We start from the raw sequence: 23176 nt of genomic DNA, 5'->3' as shown, positions 1-23176 counted from the left end.
TACCGGAAGGCGTAGAAATGGTAATGCCAGGCGATAACATCAAAATGTCAGTATCATTAATTCACCCAATCGCGATGGCAGAAGGCTTACGTTTTGCGATTCGTGAAGGTGGTCGTACAGTTGGTGCGGGTGTTGTTGCTAAGGTTATTAAATAATTTATATTTAATAACTGTTGAAAGGGTATCATGCGATGCCCTTTCTTATCTGGTCTGTTTAGCAAAATGTTTTTATTTTAAAAAGAGCATTTTGGAAAATAGATATTATTATAAATAACATACTCATAGGTTTTATATGCAAGTAAGTAACGAAAGTCAAGCTACAAACTCGGTTCTAGATAAACTCAAATGGGGTTTAGTTTTAGTATTGATTGCAATTATTGTTTGGGGAAATTCCTATTTTGCTCAAGCAAATGATATATATCAACCTAATACAATCGTCCGCATTATTACGGTTAGTGTAATTTCACTTTTCACTTTATTTATTGCTCTTACAACCACTAAAGGTAAGTCATTTCTTGCATTTTTACAGGATTCAAGAAAAGAGTTAAGAAAGGTGGTATGGCCTTCTCGTAAAGACGCTACACAGACAACTATGCTCGTTGTGGCTGTTACAGTAGTCGTTGGTTTAGCCCTTTGGGGAATGGATACTTTATTCCGTTGGGTCGTCTTTTATTTAACATCAATAGGACGTTAATATGAGTGAAATACAACAAAAACGATGGTATGTTATTCAAGCTTATTCTGGCTATGAAGCACGTGTTGCACAATCACTACGTGAATATATCAAGTTACATAATATGGAAGATTCTTTTGGTGAAGTGCTTGTGCCTACCGAAGAAGTTGTTGAAATGAAAAGTGGTCAACGTCGTAAAAGTGAGCGTAAATTCTTTCCCGGTTATGTTTTAGTTGAAATGATGATGAATGATGCAACTTGGCACTTAGTTAAAAGTGTACCAAGAACCATGGGATTTATTGGCGGTACTTCTGACAGACCAGCCCCAATAAGCCAACGTGAAGTTGATGCTATTATGAATCGTTTACAACAAGTTGGTGATAAACCTCGTCCTAAAACGTTATTTGAGCCAGGCGAATTGGTACGTGTTAATGATGGTCCATTTGCAGACTTTAATGGTGTGGTTGAAGAAGTCGATTATGAAAAAAGTCGCCTGAAAGTTTCAGTTTCAATTTTTGGACGTTCAACACCTGTTGAGCTTGATTTTAGTCAAGTTGAAAAAAGTTAATTTTAATTGAATAAGTTTAGTTCAATTAAGAATAAAAAAATCACAGCAAAGGCTGTGATTTTTTTTGCACAAAATAAATAGTTAAAATACGATTAACAACCTGAAACTTATTGCGATTGAATTAAGACTCATGCTCTTAATATTTTGTGTGCTTCTCTTTTTGTATCTTAAATACAAAGTTAGTTTAATTGAAAATCTTCAAGTTGTTGTTGTAAATCTAACCAGTTCATTTCAGTGTCTTCTTGTTCGCTTTTAATTTTACTTTGTTTAAGTAGTAATTCGGTCAACGCTGTTTTTTTATCGTTTTCATAAATAGCAGGATCTGCTAGTAACTGTTCAATATTTTGTAATTGCTCAGTTAATAGCTCAAGTTTTTGCTCCATTTTTTGTAGCTCTTTTTTAATGGGTTGCATTTGTGCTCTTAATTCTGCTTCACGGCGTTTTTGTTCTTTGCGATCGGTGGCGGAAACATTTTGAATGCTATCATTTTTACTGGCTACGTTAACGGTTTCCGGTTTATTTTCTGCTTTTTGTTCTTCGGCAAGCCATTTTTGGTAATCATCAAGATCGCCATCAAATGGTTCGACTTTGTGATCATGCACTAAATAAAATTCATCCGTTGTCGAGCGCAATAAATGGCGATCATGTGATACAACGACTAAAGCACCTTCAAAGCCTATAAGTGCTTCAGTTAATGCCTGACGCATATCTAAATCCAAATGGTTAGTGGGTTCATCAAGTAATAATAGATTCGGTTTTTGCCACACAATTAGCGCTAAAACCAATCGAGCTTTTTCACCGCCAGAAAATGTTTTAACTGGTTCATTCACTTTATCACCATGAAAATCAAATCCACCCAGATAGTTACGCAATTCTTGTTCAGTTATTTTTGGATCAGCAAGCTGAGTTAAATGCCAAAGTGGTGATTCATCGGCACGTAAATATTCCAATTGATGTTGAGCAAAATAGCCTAATTGAACACCTTTAGCGAGATTAATATGCCCCTCTTTAGGTTGAAGTTCGCCCGCTAATAATTTTATTAAGGTTGATTTACCAGCACCATTACGACCCAGTAAGCCTATGCGTGAACCCGGAACAAGATTTAATTTAATTTTTTCAAGCACGATTTTATCATCGTAGCCTGCCACAACTTTGTCCATCATCAGTAATGGACTTGGCAAAAATTCAGAAGGTTTAAAATTAAAATGAAAAGGATTGTCTACATGTGCAGGGGCAATGAGTTCCATTTTTTCTAGCATTTTTATTCTACTTTGAGCTTGTTTGGCTTTGGTCGCTTTTGCTCTAAAGCGGTCTATGTAACTTTGTAAATGTGCGACTTTTTGTTGTTGGCTTTCATAAAGAGATTGTTGCTGCGCTAATTTAGTTGCACGTTGAACTTCAAATGATGAATAGTTACCGGTATATTCAAACAAACTTTTTTGTTCAATATGAATAATTTTATTGACTAATGGATCTAAAAAATCACGATCATGTGAGATTAAAATTAATGTACCTTGATAATTACTCAGCCATTTTTCTAGCCAAATAACCGCATCTAAGTCAAGGTGATTGGTTGGTTCATCAAGTAGTAGTAGATCTGAACGACACATGAGTGCTTGAGCTAGATTTAAACGCATACGCCAACCACCTGAATAGGATTTAACTGGTAATTGTAGTTGCTCGTTAGAAAATCCTAAACCATGTAATAATGTGGCGGCTCTTGCTCGTATCGTCCATGCATCAATGTTATCCAGTTTTTCATGAATATTAGCAATTTGCTCACCATTATTGTGTTGGTTGGCGATAGCTAGCTTTTGTTCTAGCTGTCGATATTCACGATCACCATCAATAGCATAGTCAATAGCGGGTATATCTAGCGCGGGGGTTTCTTGGTTAACCCAAGCTAATTGCCATTGTGATGGAAAACTTAAGCTGCCTGCATCCGTTTGAATTTCGCCTTTTATTAATGAGAATAGGGTGGACTTTCCGCAACCATTTTTCCCAACTAACCCTACTTTTTGTTTAGGATTAATGGTAGCAGATGCATTATCTAAAAGTAGATTAATGCCTAAGCGAACTTGAATGGAATCAAATACTATCATGATTTTGCTGTTTAATATGTAAAATAAATTGGGTTATGCTAACAAATATTGAAAGTTATGCAAAATGAAAAAGTTTAATGGGCAAAGTGAAAGTTTTATTATTTTAGACTTTAACTTGTGGTAATAATTGGTTGAGCGTGCTATTAAATATTTCCAGATAGTGAAAAGGTTATCATTTAATCTAGTCACAAAAGTAGGATAATAATTTATATATAGTGAGGGTTTAAATTTTATCAAGCCCTCTATTTTAAGCAATAAAGGGCTTAAATATAAATTATTACTGTTTTTTAATTGCGGATAATGCTCGACGAATAATATACAAGCAAATACCCACAAAGACAGCTAAACCTAAATATTGTGGTAAGAAGCCTAAATCAGCGTCTATTGCTAATGGTGCTTCACCTTTACCTTGCGTGATACTAATAACAATAACGATCGCTAATAAGACACCAACTAAGCTTTCACCAACTATTAATCCCGAAGAAATTAATGCCGCTTTACGATCCACTTTTTTAAATTGTTCTTCAGGATTTAAATTGTATTTTTGAGCTTTAGCATAAGCATTACGTTTAATTATCCATGATAGCAATGTACCGACAAAAATTGGGGCAGTAATCGTTGGTGGTAAATAGATACCTAAACCGACAGCTAGTGCGGGTAAGCGAAATTTACATTTTGCTTTCGCCAAAAGAAGATCAATGATAATAATCACGGTTCCAACGACTAATCCAATTAGAATCATTGTCCAATCAAGTTTATGTGAAAAGATTCCTTTGGCAATGGTTGTCATCAGTGTTGCTTGAGGTGCAGCTAAAACTTGTGATTGATCCATATCTGGTCGTGGTAATGCGCCCGTGAAACCATATGCGTTATAGAGGATTTCTAAAATAGGTGCGATAACAATGGCACCAACAACACAACCTATTAGTAATGCAACTTGTTGTTTCCAAGGTGTGGCATTAACCAAGTAACCCGTTTTAAGATCTTGCAAGTTATCATTTGAGATACAAGCAACGGCTAATACTGCGCTGGTTGTAAATAGCGCTAAGGCTGTCGCAAAGTTTGTGCCTTCAGTCGTGGAAAGTATATTATTTGCTTCACCTAATCCAAGTAAGATAAGTGATATCACGATAGCGGCAACAATTGCAATACCTGAAATAGGGCTAGCTGACGATCCGACTAATCCTGCCATATATCCGCAAGCAGCTGCAACAAGAAAGCCCATAATAAAAGCAAATAAAACAGCACAAATAACCAGTATCCATGCAACGCCCGTCGATAAACCACTATCTGAAATAAATGAGTAAAACGTAACGACTAAAATAATAACCATACCTGCCATAATCAAAAAGATTGATTTAGGTGATAGATCACGTTCTGTCGGTGCAATATCATTCACAGATACATCTGAACGTAACGTTTTGAATGATGTTTTTAAACCTTCAATAACTGGTTTGATTAAGGTTAATAATGTCCAAATTGCCGCAATAGCAATCGTTCCTGCACCAATAAAACGGATATCTTTAGCCCAAAGTCCCATTGCAATATTTGCCAGAGGTTGCGTTGTATCATAATCTGTCATTGCACTTAAAATTGGAATTCCAAATCCCCAGGCAATAATGGTTCCTATTAAAACGGCAATCCCAGATACAATTCCAATCAAGTAACCTGCACTAAGAAGTGCTAATGAAAACCCCATAGGCAATTGAAAAATCGATTTTCCACCGGTAAACCAGTATGAAGCGCTTTCAGATAAAACCCGAAAACCATTGGTCAATAAACTGACAGTAGAAGCGATAACGCCTCCCACTAAAATATCTTTCAATCCTTCGTTGGCAGAAGCATCATTACTGTCTGTTTTCGAGCCTGCTTTTAAAATCTCAGCGGCAGCAACACCTTCAGGGTAAGGTAATGTACTTTTGACTACCATCACATGACGCAATGGAATTGAGAATAGTACCCCAAGCATTCCCCCAGCGGCACAAATGGCAAAAGTTAACCAAAATGGAAAATCTTGCCAGTAACCAATCATCAATAATCCAGGTAGAACGAATATAATAGATGATAGCGTTCCGGCAGCAGAAGCTTGAGTTTGTACCATGTTATTTTCTAATATGGTTGATCCTGAAAATAGTCTTAAGATTGCCATTGAGATGACAGCGGCAGGAATAGCCGAAGAAAAGGTTAATCCGACTTTTAAACCAAGGTACACATTTGATGCAGTAAAAATAATTGTAATAAAAGCACCAAGAATTGTGCCTCGAAGTGTAAGTTCTCGTAAATTATTCATATATTATCGTAAAGTTAATTCAATATGCGGTTATTATATACTTAATTCAGCTTTATGGGCTAGAAGTTATGATAACTCAACTAATTTAATCTTTTTTGTGCGTGTTTCAGGATAAATAATAGACAATTATATTTACAATAGTATAAATTCACTATTGAAAATAAAAACAGTTTAAATTTATGATACACTGATTAGATTAATGTTCCGTTACGATTGGTGAGATAGATTGTGAACCCACTCAAGCGTTTACTTGCAATTACTAAACAATTACGTGACCCTATTGACGGTTGTGAATGGGATCGCATGCAGACTTTTGATTCATTAAAATCTTATACACTAGAAGAAACTTATGAAGTTCTTGATGCGATAGATAAACAGGATATGAATGAACTCAAAAAAGAATTGGGCGATTTATTGTTTCAAATTGTTTTTTACGCCGATCTTGCCAGTGAACAAGGTCAGTTTGATTTTGAGGATATCTGTCAAGCTGTTGCTGATAAATTAGTTAGTCGTCATCCGCATATTTTTGATGAGAAGACAACTGAAAAACCGAATTGGGAACAATTAAAACAAAAAGAGCGTGACGAGCGCGCACAATATTCATTGTTAGATGACATACCTAACGCCATTCCTGCTTTAATGAAAGCCGAAAAAATCCAAAAACGTTGTGCATCGGTTGGGTTTGATTGGCAGGAGTTAACACCTGTTTTAGATAAAGTTAAGGAAGAGCTCGACGAAGTAGAACATGAGCTTAATAAAACGGTACAAGATCAATCAAAAATCGAGGAAGAACTGGGGGATCTGTTTTTTGCGACCGTCAATTTAGCCAGACATCTAAAAGTTAAATCGGAGCTCTGTTTACAACGGGCAAATCATAAATTTGAACGTCGATTTAAACAAGTTGAAGCAATACTGAAACAAAATAATCGTCGTTTAACGGATGCAACACTTGAAGAAATGGAAGCCGCATGGCAACTTGTTAAACAATTGGAAATATCAACTAGCGAAGTAAATAAATATGACTGAAAAAAATGAATTATATCAAGAAATCGAAGCATGGGCTCAAAATGCCATTTTACATAGTCCAACGTGGAGTATCAATCAACTCGATTATTCCGAAAAAAGTATTTCTGTCGTTGAAATGATTATTGGTGAATTAGCTGAGAAAAATTTTAGTATTCCTGAAGAACAGCTTAATATGATTGCTCAAGAGTATGGATGTTATTTATTACTGACAGCCCAAAAATTATACGGCGGTGAGTTTTATTGGAATGAAGAACTTGAACAACCGATGTTAATTAGTTGTGAACCACAAGCGGCTATCGTGTTATTAACTTGGAATAAAGTCAAAGGGCGCCTTTTAGGGGATGAAGCAGATCATCTTGCCTTTTTCTTAGAAGGGTTTGCTGAGGCGACTAAAAATCCTGAAAATGGTTCTCAGGTTGTCTATTTATAGCCAAGTAATCCAATAATCAAAGGTTATTAGCTGATACAAATTCATGGTATCAGCTAATGGTAATTTAATGCCAATTATCAAAGTAAATATTCATTGGCAATTTCAATCCGATAAATAACGATATTTAGGTTGTAATCAATAAACGTTATGGTTTAGACAGATCAATAAATATTGAGTAGTAAACCTTACTCCCGCTCAGTAGGGTATGGGCATAAGGTTAACTTAGTCAATCGCTTTATACTTCTAAATAATCTAAAATCCCATCTGCCGCTTTGCGACCTTCGCTAATGGCAGTCACCACTAAATCCGATCCTCTTACTGCATCACCACCAGCAAAGATTTTTGGATGGCTGGTTTGGTAGCCTTTAATTTCTGGGGCAACAATACGACCTTGAGTATCAAAATTGACACCATGTTCTGATAACCAAGGCATGGCATGAGGTTTAAAACCAAATGCCATAATAACAGCATCGGCAGGAAGTATGAATTCAGATCCTTCGATAATCACTGGCGAACGGCGACCATTTGCATCGGGTTGACCGAGTTCTGTTCTAACCATTTTGACACCAGTAACTTGACCTGTATTGTTAATTTCAATACTGAGGGGTTGCACATTAAATTGGAATTGTGCACCTTCTTCTTTCGCATTTTTTACTTCTCGTTTAGAGCCGGGCATATTGGCTTCATCTCGACGATAAGCACAGATGACTTCAATTGCACCTTGACGAATTGACGTCCGTACACAGTCCATGGCTGTATCACCACCGCCTAAAACCACAACACGCTTATTTTTCATGTCAATGTAAGGCGTATCATCGCTTTGATTATGCTTCATAATATGTTTGGTATTGGCAATTAAAAATGGAAGGGCATCATAAACACCATCCGCATCTTCATTCATTAGACCGGCTCGCATTGATTGATAAGTACCGGTTCCAACAAAAATAGCATCGAATTCATTGAGTAAGTCCGTTAATTGTACCGTTTTCCCCACTTCGGTATTCAGCCGAAATTCAATACCCATGTCGGTAAAGATACGTCGACGATTAATCAACACTTCTTTATCTAATTTAAAGGCAGGAATACCAAAGGTTAATAGTCCACCTATTTCAGGATGACGGTCAAAAACAACGGGCGTCACACCATTACGGACTAACACATCAGCACATGCAAGTCCTGCAGGCCCTGCACCAATGATTGCAACTTTTAACCCTGTTTTTTCAACATTAGACAAGTTAGGCTTCCAACCCAGTTTAAAGGCTTCATCGGTAATATAACGTTCAATGTTACCAATAGTTACTGCACCGAACTCAGCATTTAAAGTACATGAGCCTTCACAAAGCCGATCTTGAGGGCAAACCCGACCACACACTTCTGGTAGACTGTTTGTTTGATGGGAAAGCTCAACCGCTTCTAAAATTTTGCCTTCATTCACCAGTTTTAGCCAATTAGGTATATAGTTATGAACAGGACAACGCCATTCACAATAAGGATTCCCACACGCTAAGCAGCGATCGGCTTGGGCTTGTGATTGTGAAGCCGAGAATCCCTCATAAATTTCAACAAACTCTATTTTTCGAATATTCAACGATTTTTTAGGTGGATCAACACGTTGTAAATCGATGAACTGATAAACATTTTGACTCATTTCCGTGCTCTCCTTATTGTGCTTGAACATGAAGTTCTGCTGATGATCGGCTTCGATGACCGAGCAGCGCTTTTACATCACTGGATTTAGGTTTAACTAATACAAATTGTTTAGCGAAATCTTCCCAGTTAGCTAAAATTTCTTCAGCACGTGAAGAGTGGGTTAGTTGAGCATGTTCCATGATTAAGCCTCGTAGATGCTCTTCATGAATCGAATAATCAGCAACGTTTAACATTTCAACAAGTTCTTGGTTAATCCGTTTATGGAAATCACCATCGGCATCTAAAATATAAGCAAATCCACCAGTCATGCCAGCACCAAAGTTAACACCAGTTTTACCTAAGACACAGACAATGCCACCTGTCATATATTCACAGCCGTTATCGCCGATACCTTCAACCACGCTAATTGCACCAGAGTTACGTACGGCAAAACGTTCACCAGCACGTCCTGCTGCAAACAATTTACCGCCTGTTGCACCATATAGACAGGTGTTACCGGCAATGGTTGCTTCATGACTTAAAAATGCCGAGCCTTGAGGTGGTCGAATGACGATGCGACCCCCAGCCATGCCTTTACCAACGTAGTCATTGGCATCACCTGTTAGGGTTAAATTTACGCCACCAGCATTCCAAACACCAAAGCTTTGCCCGGCAGTACCGGTGAAATTGAGTGAAATTGGATCGGCAATTAAACCTTGATCACCATATTTTTTGGCAATATAACCTGATAAGCTAGTTCCCACCGAACGATCAGTATTTTGAATATCAAAGTAGAAACTTTTACTTTGACGATGATCCACAAATTGTTGTGCTTGAGTAATAATTTCTTTATTCAATACACCTTTATCAAACGGTTTATTATCTTCAATACAGTAGACGGGTTTGCCTTCTACTGGTGTCGCAGTTTCAAGTAATCCTGATAAATCCAGTTTTTGTTGTTTAGCCGTAATACCATCAAGCTCTAACAGTAAATCGGTACGTCCAATTAAATCAACAATTCGACTTACGCCAAGTTCTGCCATGACTTCCCTTGTGTTACGTGCAATAAAACGGAAATAGTTCATCGCTTTTTCAGGTAAACCATGGTAATGGTCACTACGTAATTTTTCATCTTGTGTCGCAACACCTGTGGCACAGTTATTTAGATGGCAAATACGTAGATATTTACAACCTAAAGCCACCATTGGCCCCGTACCAAAGCCGAAACTTTCAGCACCTAAAATTGCCGCTTTTACAATGTCTGTACCGGTTTTTAACCCACCGTCAACTTGTAAACGAATTTTGTGACGTAAACCATTAGCAACCAATGATTGCTGTGTTTCAACTAAACCCAGTTCCCATGGTGAGCCAGCATATTTGACTGACGTTAATGGGCTAGCACCGGTACCGCCATCATATCCCGAAATCGTGATCAAATCGGCATAAGCTTTTGCGACCCCAGTTGCAATAGTTCCTACGCCAGGTTCGGACACTAATTTCACCGAAATCATTGCTTGAGGGTTAATTTGTTTAAGATCAAAGATCAATTGTGCCAAATCTTCGATTGAATAAATATCGTGATGCGGTGGTGGCGAGATTAATGTCACCCCGGGTACGGAAAAACGCAATTTAGCTATGTAAGGGGTTACTTTGTCACCAGGTAATTGACCGCCTTCACCCGGTTTTGCACCTTGCGCTACTTTGATCTGAATCACATCAGCACTCATTAAATAGCCCGGCGTTACACCAAATCGACCTGATGCGACTTGTTTTATGCGTGACACTTTTATACTGTTATACCGAGCAGGATCTTCACCTCCTTCGCCTGAATTAGAATAGCCACCTAATGTGTTCATTGCTTCAGCAAGCGATTCATGAGCTTCAGGACTTAATGCACCAATTGACATCGCCGCCGAATCAAAACGTTTGAATAGTGACTCTTCAGGTTCAACCTGATCTAACGAAATTGCTGCATTTTCAGGGGGATTAAGTTTTAATAAATCCCGTAATGTCGCTGGCGGGCGATTATTAACGATATCGGTATAAAGCTTATAATCTTCGTAACGCCCATTGTTAACCGCTTTTTGTAACGATTGAACTACATCGGGATTATAAGCGTGATATTCGCCGCCATGGACAAATTTGAGTAAACCACCTTGGTCTAATGGTTTACGGCGTAACCATGCTTTTTTCGATAAATTGAACTGATCTTGAGCAAAATCATCAAAATTTGCACCACTAATACGGCTAGTCACACCTTGGAAACAAAGTTCTACCACATCTTTATGCAGACCAACCGCTTCAAAAAGTTTTGAGCAGCGGTACGAGGCGACAGTGGATATCCCCATTTTAGACATGATTTTGTACAAGCCTTTATTAATACCATTGCGGTAGTTGATAATGGCTTCACGGTAAGACTTATTTATCGTGCCATTGTCGACCATTTGGGCTAGGGTTTCGTAAGCTAAATAAGGATAGATAGCCGTTGCACCAAAACCAAGCAGCACGGCAAATTGGTGTGGATCGCGACAGCTTGCGGTTTCAACAATAATATTGGCATCACAGCGTAAGTTTTTTTCAACTAGACGTTGCTGTACTGCACCTACAGCCATTGGGGCAGGAATCGGTAATCGATCGGCTGCGATATTTTTATCGGACAAAATGATTAATACGGTACCATTACGTACTTTGGCTTCGGCATCACCGCATAATTGTTCAATGGCATCACGCAAGCTACCATCGATTTCGTAAGTAATATCTAGTGTTTCTGATTGATAGTAACGTGATTCCAATGCAGTTAATTGTTGGAAATCAGAGTAAACCAAAACAGGGTATTTAAACGCGACTCGATGTGCTTGACCTTCGGCTTCAGCAAAGACATTCATCTCGCGACCAATGCTAGTTGATAGAGACATGACGTGAGCTTCACGTAATGGATCAATAGGTGGATTGGTTACCTGCGCAAATTTTTGACGAAAATAATCATAGATTAATCGAGGTTTACTTGATAAGACAGCAAATGGCGTATCATCGCCCATTGAACCTGTTGCTTCTTGCCCATTTTCACCTAAGACACGAATACATTGATCAATTTCTTCTGCACTATAACCAAACTGTTTTTGGTAAGTAGCTAGTAACGTATCATCATAATCACGAGAGCCAATATCATCATCAGGAAGATCTTCAACTGGAATCAGACGTTTTACATTCTTGGCCATCCACTCTTTGTATGGGTGACGTTTTTGTAAATCGTTATCAGTTTCGGACGATTGTAAGATACGACCTTCTTCGGTATCGATAACTAATAACTCACCCGGCCCAACTCGTCCTTTGCTGACGACTTCGTCAGGTTGATAATCCCAAATACCAATTTCAGAAGCACAGGTAATGAGTTTATCGGTGGTAATAACATAACGAGCAGGACGTAAGCCATTTCGATCTAAATTACATGCGGCATAGCGACCGTCTGACATAACAATACCTGCTGGGCCATCCCACGGTTCCATATGCATCGAATTAAAGTCAAAGAAGGCACGAAGATCTTCATTCATATCGGGATTATTTTGCCATGCCGGTGGTACTAATAAGCGCATCGCCCTGACAATATCCATCCCACCGACAAGGAACAGTTCTAACATGTTATCCAGTGAACTGGAATCAGACCCTGTGACATTCACAAACGGAGCCGCATTTTGTAAATCAGGAATCAGTGGTGTTTTAAATTTATAGGAACGGGCTTTTGCCCATTGACGATTGCCTTCAATGGTATTGATTTCACCATTATGCGCTAAATGTCTAAACGGTTGAGCAAGTGGCCAACGTGGAACGGTATTGGTTGAAAAACGTTGATGGAATAAACAAATCGCCGTTTCCATTCGAATATCGGCTAAATCTAAATAGAATCGAGGCAAATCTTTAGGCATACATAAGCCTTTGTAGATATTAACCTGATTCGAAAAGCTACAAACATAAAAGGTGTCGTCTTGTACGCGTTTTTCAATGCGACGGCGAACCATATATAAACGGCGTTCTAAATCAATTTTCGTCCATCCTGCTGGCGCATTGACAAAGACTTGTTCAATTTTAGGAAGTGAAGATAATGCAATTTCACCTAAAACACTTTTATCAATAGGCACTTCTCGCCAACCTAATATTGATAGCGTTTCGTCAGCTAATTCCTCTTCTACAATCTGACGGCTTGCTTGTGCTTCTTGCTCATCTTGGCTAAGAAACAGCATGCCTACCGCATAATTAGTTGCTAAACGCCAACCTGCGTCTTGCGCTACTAATCTAAAAAATCGATCTGGTTTTTGTAATAAAAGTCCACAGCCATCGCCGGTTTTACCGTCAGATAAGATTGCGCCTCGATGCTGCATTCTTGCTAATCCGTGAATAGCGGTGCGCACCACTTTATGACTTGGTTGCCCTTCAATATGAGCAATCAGACCAAATCCGCAGTTATCTTTTTCATGATGCTGGTTATATAACATATCATTGCCTCTAATTCATCGCTTTATAATTTGTGAAGGTATAGGCATTAATCCCATATTGGCTAAGAAATTAAAGAAAAATGCTATTTTGGTCAAATAAATATTACTTATAAGTCAATCTTTTAATAAGTTGTACTGGAGTTATTAATGAAGCTAATAATTAATTTTATTTCATTGATTATTAAACTATTTATTCTTTATTAATGCGTCATTTTTAAAATAAATTGTATAATAATCATAAATTCTTTTTCTTATTTGTAAAAAACTTTCATTTTTAGTGTATGTTTAAATCTATAAACTCATAGAGAATGTCACATCCAGAACTGATGCTGTTATAATTTATTAACACTTATTTTTAACTATTAATTATGCAAACTAATATTACAATTGTTGGAGCAGGGGCTGCGGGTCTATTTTGTGCTGGATTATTAGGGCAAAAAGGGCATCGTGTGACCGTTATTGATAACGGAAAAAAACCGGGACGAAAGATCTTAATGTCGGGTGGCGGAAAATGTAATTTTACTAATCTTGATGTGGATGCGCACCATTACATTTCTGAAAATCGTCATTTTTGTAAATCAGCCTTGAAACGATTTAACCAATGGGATTTTATCCAATTAGTTAATCAATATAATATTGCTTATCATGAAAAAGATCATGGTCAGTTGTTTTGTGATAATTCAGCCAAAGATATTGTCGATATGCTGCTTAGCGAGTGTCAAAAAGGAAAAGTTAACCTAATGATGCAAACGCAATTAGATGACGTCGAAGCGGTTGAAGATGGATTTAAATTGCAGACTTCGCAAGGTATGCTGAGTTGTCAAAACCTGATTATTGCTACAGGCGGGTTATCGATGCCAGCACTCGGTATGACTTCAATAGGTTATAAAGTGGCAGAAAAATTTTCCATTCCAATTGTACCGGTCAAAGCTGGGCTGGTGCCTTTTACCTTACATAAATCCTTATTAGATGTGTTATCGCAACTATCCGGTATTTCTATTCCGGTTGAAGTGACTTATGAGCAAATGCATTTTAAAGAAAATTTATTATTTACTCATCGAGGGCTTTCAGGCCCCGCCATTTTACAGATATCCAACTATTGGCGAGTGGGTGAACCCATTACGATCAACTTATTACCAGATATGACATTTGAATCATCATTTAAACCGTTATTAGAAAAAAATCGTAACCAGACTTTGAAAAATTGTTTAGCACAAATTTTACCTAAAAGAGTAGTAGAAGCATTGATACAACTGGATATGATTACAGATATCACTGTGAAACAACTCAATTTGCATCAACAACAGCGTCTTTTTGACACATTAACCAAGTGGCATATTGTACCAAACGGAACCGAAGGGTATCGAACGGCTGAAGTCACATTAGGCGGGGTGAGTACCGATGCATTATCATCAAAAACAATGGCGACCAAGTCACAGCCGAATCTTTATTTTATTGGCGAAGTGGTTGATGTAACGGGTTGGTTAGGTGGTTATAATTTTCAGTGGGCTTGGAGCAGTGCCTTTGCATGTGCGAAGGCATTGGATGAAAAAACTGTTAGCCATCAATGTTAATGATTCATTACACCCATTTGAATATGGTACTTTTTGACCTTATATTGTAATGTAGTACGCGAAACATTTAATAATTTAGCGGCATTGATAATTTTTCCGTTAGCTTGATTTAACGCATCGATAATCAATTGTCGCTCATAGTTTTCCACTTGGGTTGTTAAATCCCTAAATCGAGAAAAATTTGTGGCAGAATCATCGATTTTTGTCATGACATCTGCTTGCTGATGAGGGCTTTCAATTTCAAATAGCTCTTCATCAAGAACGATATGTTGTAATTCTCCGGGTTCATTTTGTAAAACCATACTTCGGACAATTGCATTTTCAAGCATACGTACATTGCCTGGCCATGGTGCTGACATCAATTGTTTCAAAGCATGCTTACTTATACCACTGATGGTTACTTTTATCTCATCTTGGTGTTTATCAATAAAATAGCGAGCTAAAACAGGAATATCTTCTGTCCGTTCACGTAGTGCAGGAAGTTTTATTAATCCCACATTTAATCGATAAAACAGATCACTGCGCATTTTACCGTTTTTTAAAAGATCTGCGGGTGATTCGTTCATGGCGGCCACAATGCGAACATCAGAATGCAGTTCTTTATTGCCACCTAGTCGCCAGTAGGTTTTTTCTTGTAGAAATCGCAATAACTTGCTTTGCATTTCAAGTGGCATGGCGTTTAGTTCATCAAGAAATAGTGTGCCACCGTTGGCCAGTTCTAGATAACCTTGGCGATTTTCAGCTCCCGTAAAGGCGCCTTTGACAGTACCAAATAATGTACTTTCAATTAGCGTAGTAGGCAGTGCACTACAATTGAGTGATATAAAGGCTTTATCTCGGCGGTCGCTAGTTTGATGAATTAAATGGGCGAAGAGTTCTTTACCGGTACCTGTCTCACCAACAATGAGTACTGGCACATCATTAGCGCCTAAAATATTCGTCTGATCAATGACCGATTGCATTTTTTGAGATACAAATACGATTTCGGGAAGTGATTGTTCTTTACTGTGATATAAACGGCTGTTGAGTTTAAAAACTTGATCTTGTAATTGTCTTACATTAGATAAATTTCGACCGATTTCGATTGCGCCAATGATCTGTTTGTTATGATTGTAAAGTGGAACCGTGGTATGCAAATAATCGACAACTTTACCAACATGATTATAATAGCATTGATAATTATCCAGATATTCCTTACCTTCTAGCAAGGCTTTTAACATAGTACTATCTTCTTTTTGTAAATTAGGATAAACTTTAAGCAATGGTTTTCCTATAGCTTTATCTTGAGGATAGCCATCGAGTTCTGCACTTTCCTGATTGTAGTAAATATATTTACCTTCTTTATCAATAATGGCCATTGGCTGATGTATTAGATCAAAAAAATGTTTAAATATTTCCAATGATTGTAATAATTCAGGATCAACTGTCATGATATTAGTACCTTATAAAATTTGGATTATTGCTTAATAGCATACTTTTATTTAAATACCTTTCGACTATCACTAAAAAATGACAAATTTTTGTCATAAAGACATGTTTTTAACTTAATGACAAAAATTGTTGCTAGATTGTTTAGTTTAACTTATTGATTATTTGTATTATTAAGTTGGCATGCTGATTGCATTACAAGAGAAAAGCCATTTTACTTATTTTCTTATGTACTTTTTGAGTACTCATTAACTGGAGGTCATATGTCCGACAAAATTATGTCAAATTATAACAAATTACGTCACGATCTTATAACTAAAGATCGTCGTTTTAGTGCTGAAAACGGTAAATTATGTTTTGATGGCGTTAATTTAGAAGAGTTAGCAAGAAAATATCCAACGCCTTTTTATGTGTTTTCTGAAAAAGAAATTGATCGTAATGTTCAAGAAATTAAACAAGCATTCAAAGCGCATCCAAAAACAAAAATTTTCTATGCTTCTAAAACTTGTTCGGTTATGGGCGTACTCAAAGCCATTAAAGATGCGGGTATTTACGCTGAAGCAAACTCAATGTTTGAAGTACGTAAATGTTTAGAGATTGGTTTTCCGGGTAGCCAAATCGTGTTTAATGGTGTGGTAAAAAAACCAGTTGATCTTGAATATGCCATTAAAAATGATCTGTATATTATTAACGTCGATAGTTTATATGAACTTGATATTATCGATGAAATATCAAAAAAATTGAAAAAAGTGGCGAATGTGTGTGTACGTGTTGAACCGAATGTACCATCAGCAACACACGCTGAATTAGTTACTGCTTATCATGCTAAGTCAGGTATCGATTTAGAACAAGCAGAAGAGACTTGTCGCCGTATTCTTGAAATGCCTTATGTCCATTTACGTGGTCTACATATGCACGTTGGGGATCAAGTACCGGAAGCTGAACCTTTTGCGAAAGCAACCAAAGTACTTGTTGATGAATCTCGCCGTTTAGAAGAGGTGTTAGGAATTAAGTTTGATTTAATTAATGTAGGAGGTGGTATTCCTGTTCCTTATAAATACGATGACGAAAACGGTAACCCATTACAAGACAATATGTATGCCGGTATTACTGCCCAAGATTTTGCTGATGCAGTCATTCGTGAAGTACATAAATGGCGTACCGATGTTGAAATCTGTATTGAACCTGGTCGAAAAGTTACCGGTTCAGCTGGGGTGCTATTAACAGAAGTTGCCTGTGAAAAACGTAAAACGAATTATGATTTAGACGGTAACATTGAAGAACATGTTGAATGGAAATTTGTTGATGCAGGTTATAGCGTGTTATCTGATAGTCAACATTTCGATTGGTTCTTCTATGTTTATAATGCATCTCGAATTAATGAATCACATGATGAATATATTAAATTAGCCGGTCCTTTGTGTGATGGTGGTGACTATTATCATGTTGGTGTTAAAGGTGAAGAGTTCTTATTACCTAAAGATACCGACATTGGCGATATTATTGCTTTCCTTGATGCTGGAGCTTACACCATTGAAAGTCAGACAGTCTATAACAATCGCCCTCGTACGTCGGTTGTGATGATAGACAAAAAAGGCAAAGATCGCTTGATTCGCCGTGAGGACACTTACGAAGATATGGTTGGATACGACATCTATTAATCATGATCTATCTGGGGCACACGTTGCCCCAGATACTACAATGTGAGGTTATTATGAGTGATTCTAAAGATTCAAGTTTGCTTGGTATCAAAGACATTGTATTTATGAATGTCATTGCGATACTGAGTTTACGACAAATTCCTAACGTTGCTCCTTATGGCGCATCAGCAATGGTGCTTTGGCTCATTGCGGCATTTTGTTTGTTTTTTCCATTAGCCATGGTGTGTGGTGAACTTTCAACAGGTTGGCCAAAAGATGGCGGGATATTTGTTTGGGTTAAAGAGGCATTTGGTAAGCGTATCGCTTGGATTGTAGTGGTTTGTTTTTTATTTTCCTGTGTACTCTTCTTCCCATTGATGTTGCAATTTGGTTTTACTGCTATTGGTTATATGTTTAGTCCCGAATTAGCCCAAAATGAAGTATTTATTGGGGTGGGATCCATGGTGGTCTTCTGGATTTTAACACTGATGAATATTCGGGGATTAAAATGGACTAAGATTATTAATAGCGTGAGTGCTTGGCTTGGTGTATTTATTCCCGCAGCGATTATTGTCTTACTCGCGATTGTTTGGTTATTGACTGGTCATCCAATGGCAACCGATTATACGCATTTAAGTGATTGGATTCCTGATTTAGGCAGTTGGGATACGATTGTGTTTTTATCCAGTATGATGTTTGCGTTTGCTGGGCTTGAAGTGGCACCAATGATTGCCGGGCGTACACGTGATCCACAACGTGATTTTCCAAAAGCGATGGCTGTGTCAGCAATTGTTATTGTTGGTATTTATATGATTGGCTCTTGGGCTATCAATACATTATTACCAGCCGAAGATACCGATATTGTTGCTGGCGTTATGCAAGCGATGCAATCTGCTGCCAATGTATTACATATGCCTTGGTTGTTACCTGTTATGGCAATATGTTTATTCTTTGGTGCCTTAGGACAAATTAACTCATGGTTAGTTGGGCCGATCTATATGCTACAAGAAGCCTCTAAAGAGGATAATTTGTTGGGAGAACGTGTAGGTCGTTTACATCCGGTTTATCAAACACCGACATTTGCACTGGTTGTTCAAGCAATCATCGTTACTGTACTTTGCTTCTCAACATTTGTATCACCAAGTATTGCTGCAGCTTATTGGATGTTGACGGCGTTGACAACAATTTGCTATTTCATTCCTTACTTAGTGATGTTTATCGCTTACTATCGACTACGAGTGACTCAACCTGATGTACCACGTAGCTTTAAAATTCCGGGTAAAGTGTTACCAGTGGTATTACCCGCTTTAGGGTTCTTATCTACACTATTTGCTGTGATTTTAGTCTTTATACCACCAGCTCAAATCGATATGGGTGGATACGTTGAGTATATTGCTAAGATAGTTGGTGGCGCTGTACTTGCGATTGTATTAGCAGAATGGATATATCATCGTGCTCAAAAACGCAATCGTTTGCTCGAACAGTAAGGTATAGAGGAGTAAAGCATGTACAAACCCATATTGGAAATTGATTTACGCAAATTAAAAGAAAATGCTCGTGTTGAGAAAGACATTTTAGCTAAACACGGCATTGAAGTCATGGCTGTCAATAAAGTATTTGATGGCTGTGTCGAAACAGCGAAAGCTGTATTAGAGGGTGGTATTGATGTTATTGCTGAATCAAGAACTTACAATTTAAAAAAACTCAAAGAGGCTTTAAATTGTAAAACGTGTTTATTACGTAGTCCTTGTTTAAGTGAAATCAGCGACGTGGTGAAATATGCGGATATTAGCTTAAATAGTGAAAAGCAAGTCATAACGGCTTTATCTGATGAAGCCGTTAAACAGCGAAAGATTCACCAAGTGTTGCTCATGGTGGATATGGGGGATTTACGAGAAGGTATCTGGTTTGAGCATCTTGATGACATTATTGATACCGTCAATCTCATTCTTTCATTACCGGGTGTTGAGCTTTATGGGCTTGGCACCAACTTTAACTGCTATGGAACCGTTTTGCCTACGGTTAAAAATGGTGTTGATTTTTTACACATAGCACGCAAAGTAGAGGAAACTTGTGGCATTAAAATCAAATATTTATCTGCGGGTAATTGTACTAGTTACCATTTGTTAGATAAAGGTGTTTGGCCTAAAGGATTGAATCACATCAGAATAGGTGGTCTACATGAGTTTGGTATTGAATATGTCGATATGAAATATCTGGATGAATTTCATCATTCCAATAAACCTGTCGATAAAGCCTGTAGCGATATCTATAAGCTATACGCACAAATTATTGAACTCAATAGTAAGCCAACCGTGCCTGTAGGGGAGCTTGGAGTCGATGCCTTTTTAAATAGTAAAACCTTTGTCGATCATGGTACTCGTAAACGTGCACTACTTGCTTTTGGTCGTCAAGATGTGCCGGCTGAAAACTGTGTACCTATCGATGATAGTATTACGGTTTTGGGGCAAACCAGTGATCATACCATCGTTGATATTGAAGATGTGTTAGAAACACTGAAAGTAGGTGATATGATTGGTTTTGAACTCGATTACACAGCCTTACTTATGGCATGTCAAACGAATGGTGTAGAAAAACGGTTTATTTATTAATTCGTGTTAGCTGCTGGTTTCCAGCAGCTTTTTTACCTTACTAGGCGGTTTACATGGCAACATCTGAATATCAAGGAAGTTCCTATCCGAGTACCACTAGTTTAAAAAAGAATTTAAAAAATCGGCATCTGTTGATGATCTCTTTGGGTGGTTCGATTGGTACCGGATTATTTATTGGTATTGCAGCACCACTTAGCACGGTTGGTCCGCTAGGGACGATTATTGCTTATTTGATGGCTGGTTGTATTATGCTCTCCACCATGCTCTGTTTAGGTGAGCTTTCATGCGCATTTCCTCATGCCGGTTCTTTCCAGCACTATGCGTTAATGTTTATACCTAATCCCATTTGGAGCTATACTATAGGTTGGTTATATTGGTTAAGTTGGGTGCTGTCGATGGCGGCTGATTTAACGGCGGCATCAATTATTGCTCACCAATTTATCACTTCTATTCCTATTTATCTGTTTAGTCTAATTATTTTAATTGTTTTAACCTTTGTTCATCTAACATCGGTACGAGCTTACGGCGAAAGTGAATACTGGTTTTCAACAATAAAAGTTCTGGCAATTATTGCTTTTATCGGGACAGGTATTTACTTGCTATATCATCAATATGCTGACACCCATGTGCTACCAACATTGAAAACAGAAAACGGATGGTTTCCTAACGGTTTTTCAGCGATTTTTGTCTGTATGACGATTGTCACTTACTCTTTTCAAGGCGTTGAATTGATAGGAAGTGCAGCAGGGGAAGCCCAATCACCACAAACCGTTTTACCTAAAATAATTACAGGTGTCGCTTTTAGAATCATCCTATTTTATGTTTTAGCAATTGCAGTTTTGGCACTTGTTTATCCCTATGGTAATGCACAAGAAGAGATAAGCCCTTTTGTTTGGGTATTTACGCAAGCAGGCATCAATTTTGCATCTTATGTCATGTTATTTGTGATTTTTTGCGCCGCTATATCGGCAGCTAATTCTGCAATTTATGCCAGTTCTAGAATGTTATGGTCAATGTCTCAGGATAATTTAGCACCAAAATATTTTGCAGAGGTAAATAGGCGGGGTGTGCCAACCAAAGGAATATTGTTTATATCCATTATTGCGCTGGTATCATTATTTTCAAAGTACATTGCTGCGGAAAAACTTTATCTTTATTTGGTTGCAGCGACAGGGCAGGTTGGATGTTTTGCTTGGATTATTATCGCTTGGTGTCAATTTCAGTTTCGTCAAGGGGTCAATAAGGGGAAATATCCGCAAGAGACCATTAAATTTAAATCACCATTTTATCCATGGCTTGCGATCATTTCGATGGTGATTAATACGATTATCATTATTGGAGTTTGGTTTGGTGAATCCGGTTATTTTATTTTTATATCGGAATTGGTATTAATTATGATTATTATCAGTTCGTATTTTTTCTTCAAAAAAAGAAAATTAATTATGCCCCATGCAAATGACTAAACTATTTGGTTAAATAAGATTGGTGTAATCACTCACTACCGTAAACGTAGTAGTGATTACCGAGAAGATAACATCTGACCTTTGTCATTATCTAATATATTCAATGATCTGACTAATTAAGATTTAAAATTCCGGCGACGCCAGTAAATACGACTTGGGCAGCAATTGCTGAAATCAATAATCCAGTTAATTTTGATAAAATTGCAATTCCGGTATTTTTTAAAACTTTAGCGATGGTTTTAGAGCATAATAACATGACATAAATACCACTTGATGCAATGAATAGTGATAACGCACCAATTAAATTTTGAACTAAACCATCTGAACTTGTCCCTAACACAATAATCGTACCAATTGATGCTGGCCCCATACAAAGCGGGATAGCCAAAGGAACAACACTAATATCATCATCGCTATTAATTTTATTTTTGTCAGGCGAATCGTTCATTAATGCCACTGCCGTTACAAAGAGTAATGCACCCGATCCAATTCGAAATGCATCGAGAGTAAAGCCAAAAATACTAAACATCGCATTACCGAAAAAGAATAGCACAATGCCAATAATAAACACGGCACAAGACGTCTTACGTGCGGTTTTTCGACGTGCTTGTTCATCATATAGTTTTGTACCACTCAAAAATGCACTTAATACAGCAGGTGGTGTCATTAATGCAAATAATTTTATTGTTGTGGCAAGAATCTCAACAAGATAGTTAGCCATAGTATTACCTTTTATTCGACCAAGATATTGCTTGAATTGTGTCAACGATAGCTGGTGGGAAAAAATATTGGTTACACATAAAAACGGTCACCTTAATGGTGACCATATTTAATTTAATCTATTTTAATCGTTTTTTATTGTTAATCAATAAAAACTAGTTTAGGCGCTCTTTAATACGAGCCGCTTTACCACGAAGTTCGCGTAAGTAGTAAAGTTTAGCTTGACGTACTTGACCACGACGTTTCACAGTAATTGAATCAACAATCGGTGAGTGAGTTTGGAATACTCGTTCAACACCTTCGCCGTTCGAAATTTTACGTACTGTAAATGCAGAATGTAAACCACGATTGCGAATTGCAATAACCACACCTTCATATGCTTGAAGACGTTTTTTGTTACCTTCAACAACCCATACTTTTACTTCAACCGTATCACCCGGGCGAAAAGACGGGATGTCTTTTTTCATTTGTTCTTGTTCTAATTGCTGAATAATTGCATTTTTCATAATATTATCTCTTACTAGTTATACTG

16 protein-coding genes and 1 pseudogene are annotated in these 23176 nt (G+C 37.6%); 10 read left to right on the top strand and 7 right to left on the bottom strand.

Features of this window, described 5'->3' with window-relative positions; all coding sequences use genetic code 11:
• The 3 genes and pseudogenes from J3U36_RS10080 to nusG all read left to right on the top strand — a co-directional run.
• Positions 1–155: pseudogene (locus J3U36_RS10080) on the top strand (elongation factor Tu); the annotation flags it as partial.
• A gap of 136 nt (positions 156–291) precedes the next feature.
• Entirely contained in the window at positions 292–693 is a 402-nt protein-coding gene (gene secE / locus J3U36_RS10075; protein ID WP_065559723.1) for a preprotein translocase subunit SecE, read from the top strand.
• Position 694: 1 nt separating this feature from the next.
• Positions 695–1240: a transcription termination/antitermination protein NusG gene (nusG, locus tag J3U36_RS10070; protein WP_065559722.1), complete on the top strand. Its 546-nt coding sequence runs from the start codon at positions 695–697 to the stop codon at positions 1238–1240.
• Positions 1241–1419: 179 nt separating this feature from the next.
• On the opposite strand, the gene J3U36_RS10065 is transcribed toward nusG, so the two are convergent.
• Together J3U36_RS10065 and J3U36_RS10060 are read right to left on the bottom strand one after the other, a co-directional pair.
• Positions 1420–3342, bottom strand: a complete 1923-nt coding sequence (locus J3U36_RS10065) for an ABC transporter ATP-binding protein (protein ID WP_267380151.1) — start codon at positions 3340–3342, stop codon at positions 1420–1422.
• A 277-nt stretch (positions 3343–3619) separates the two neighbouring features.
• Positions 3620–5632, bottom strand: coding sequence for an OPT family oligopeptide transporter (locus tag J3U36_RS10060; RefSeq protein WP_267380150.1), 2013 nt, complete (start codon positions 5630–5632; stop codon positions 3620–3622).
• A 228-nt stretch (positions 5633–5860) separates the two neighbouring features.
• On the opposite strand from J3U36_RS10060, the gene mazG reads away from it, so the two are divergent.
• Together mazG and J3U36_RS10050 are read left to right on the top strand one after the other, a co-directional pair.
• Positions 5861–6658 (top strand): nucleoside triphosphate pyrophosphohydrolase, encoded by a 798-nt coding sequence (gene mazG / locus J3U36_RS10055; protein ID WP_267380149.1) that lies wholly within the window; start codon positions 5861–5863, stop codon positions 6656–6658.
• Positions 6651–7088 (top strand): hypothetical protein, encoded by a 438-nt coding sequence (locus J3U36_RS10050; RefSeq protein ID WP_065559718.1) that lies wholly within the window; start codon positions 6651–6653, stop codon positions 7086–7088. Before mazG ends, J3U36_RS10050 begins: the two co-directional genes overlap by 8 nt.
• Positions 7089–7323: 235 nt before the next feature.
• On the opposite strand, the gene J3U36_RS10045 is transcribed toward J3U36_RS10050, so the two are convergent.
• Entirely contained in the window at positions 7324–8736 is a 1413-nt protein-coding gene (locus J3U36_RS10045) for an FAD-dependent oxidoreductase (protein WP_267380147.1), read from the bottom strand.
• A gap of 13 nt (positions 8737–8749) precedes the next feature.
• Positions 8750–13207, bottom strand: a complete 4458-nt coding sequence (gene gltB / locus J3U36_RS10040) for a glutamate synthase large subunit (protein WP_267380146.1) — start codon at positions 13205–13207, stop codon at positions 8750–8752.
• Positions 13208–13575: 368 nt separating this feature from the next.
• On the opposite strand from gltB, the gene J3U36_RS10035 reads away from it, so the two are divergent.
• The gene (locus tag J3U36_RS10035) at positions 13576–14781 is read left to right on the top strand and encodes an NAD(P)/FAD-dependent oxidoreductase (protein ID WP_267380145.1); all 1206 of its coding nucleotides are present in this window, start codon (positions 13576–13578) and stop codon (positions 14779–14781) included.
• On the opposite strand, the gene J3U36_RS10030 is transcribed toward J3U36_RS10035, so the two are convergent.
• Positions 14778–16214: a sigma-54 interaction domain-containing protein gene (locus J3U36_RS10030; RefSeq protein WP_416379843.1), complete on the bottom strand. Its 1437-nt coding sequence runs from the start codon at positions 16212–16214 to the stop codon at positions 14778–14780. The two genes, J3U36_RS10035 and J3U36_RS10030, sit on opposite strands and share 4 nt — an antisense overlap.
• A gap of 258 nt (positions 16215–16472) precedes the next feature.
• Between J3U36_RS10030 and lysA the strand changes: the two genes are divergently transcribed.
• Genes lysA through J3U36_RS10010 form a run of 4 tightly spaced genes read left to right on the top strand, consistent with a single transcriptional unit; the run spans position 16473 to position 21924 of the window.
• Complete coding sequence (lysA, locus tag J3U36_RS10025) at positions 16473–17870, top strand: diaminopimelate decarboxylase (protein WP_065559713.1); 1398 nt, start codon at positions 16473–16475, stop codon at positions 17868–17870.
• 53 nt (positions 17871–17923) lie between these two features.
• Entirely contained in the window at positions 17924–19336 is a 1413-nt protein-coding gene (locus tag J3U36_RS10020) for an APC family permease (protein ID WP_065559712.1), read from the top strand.
• 18 nt (positions 19337–19354) lie between these two features.
• On the top strand, positions 19355–20461 hold the full coding sequence (locus J3U36_RS10015) for an alanine/ornithine racemase family PLP-dependent enzyme (RefSeq protein WP_267380142.1): 1107 nt from the start codon (positions 19355–19357) through the stop codon (positions 20459–20461).
• Positions 20462–20514: 53 nt separating this feature from the next.
• Positions 20515–21924: an amino acid permease gene (locus J3U36_RS10010; RefSeq protein WP_220215874.1), complete on the top strand. Its 1410-nt coding sequence runs from the start codon at positions 20515–20517 to the stop codon at positions 21922–21924.
• A gap of 112 nt (positions 21925–22036) precedes the next feature.
• On the opposite strand, the gene J3U36_RS10005 is transcribed toward J3U36_RS10010, so the two are convergent.
• Positions 22037–22645, bottom strand: a complete 609-nt coding sequence (locus J3U36_RS10005; protein WP_267360749.1) for a MarC family protein — start codon at positions 22643–22645, stop codon at positions 22037–22039.
• A 154-nt stretch (positions 22646–22799) separates the two neighbouring features.
• Positions 22800–23150 (bottom strand): 50S ribosomal protein L19, encoded by a 351-nt coding sequence (gene rplS / locus J3U36_RS10000; RefSeq protein ID WP_034900792.1) that lies wholly within the window; start codon positions 23148–23150, stop codon positions 22800–22802.
• Positions 23151–23176 lie beyond the last annotated feature (26 nt).

Origin of the sequence: Gilliamella sp. B3817, assembly GCF_026536705.1 — a bacterium.
Classification (GTDB): domain Bacteria; phylum Pseudomonadota; class Gammaproteobacteria; order Enterobacterales; family Orbaceae; genus Gilliamella; species Gilliamella apicola_I.
The sequence above is the reverse complement of the archived record's forward strand: the minus strand, read 5'-3'. Positions and strand labels throughout refer to the sequence as shown.

Excerpts from the sequence above, each read along its gene's own strand:
- J3U36_RS10060 (WP_267380150.1), bottom strand. The coding sequence starts at position 5,632 with ATGAATAATTTACGAGAACTTACACTTCGAGGCACAATTCTTGGTGCT.
- J3U36_RS10010 (WP_220215874.1), top strand. The coding sequence starts at position 20,515 with ATGGCAACATCTGAATATCAAGGAAGTTCCTATCCGAGTACCACTAGT.
- J3U36_RS10035 (WP_267380145.1), top strand. The coding sequence starts at position 13,576 with ATGCAAACTAATATTACAATTGTTGGAGCAGGGGCTGCGGGTCTATTT.
- J3U36_RS10005 (WP_267360749.1), bottom strand. The coding sequence starts at position 22,645 with ATGGCTAACTATCTTGTTGAGATTCTTGCCACAACAATAAAATTATTT.
- J3U36_RS10050 (WP_065559718.1), top strand. The coding sequence starts at position 6,651 with ATGACTGAAAAAAATGAATTATATCAAGAAATCGAAGCATGGGCTCAA.
- J3U36_RS10020 (WP_065559712.1), top strand. The coding sequence starts at position 17,924 with ATGAGTGATTCTAAAGATTCAAGTTTGCTTGGTATCAAAGACATTGTA.
- J3U36_RS10045 (WP_267380147.1), bottom strand. The coding sequence starts at position 8,736 with ATGAGTCAAAATGTTTATCAGTTCATCGATTTACAACGTGTTGATCCA.
- lysA (WP_065559713.1), top strand. The coding sequence starts at position 16,473 with ATGTCCGACAAAATTATGTCAAATTATAACAAATTACGTCACGATCTT.
- gltB (WP_267380146.1), bottom strand. The coding sequence starts at position 13,207 with ATGTTATATAACCAGCATCATGAAAAAGATAACTGCGGATTTGGTCTG.
- secE (WP_065559723.1), top strand. The coding sequence starts at position 292 with ATGCAAGTAAGTAACGAAAGTCAAGCTACAAACTCGGTTCTAGATAAA.
- J3U36_RS10015 (WP_267380142.1), top strand. The coding sequence starts at position 19,355 with ATGTACAAACCCATATTGGAAATTGATTTACGCAAATTAAAAGAAAAT.
- nusG (WP_065559722.1), top strand. The coding sequence starts at position 695 with ATGAGTGAAATACAACAAAAACGATGGTATGTTATTCAAGCTTATTCT.
- rplS (WP_034900792.1), bottom strand. The coding sequence starts at position 23,150 with ATGAAAAATGCAATTATTCAGCAATTAGAACAAGAACAAATGAAAAAA.
- J3U36_RS10065 (WP_267380151.1), bottom strand. The coding sequence starts at position 3,342 with ATGATAGTATTTGATTCCATTCAAGTTCGCTTAGGCATTAATCTACTT.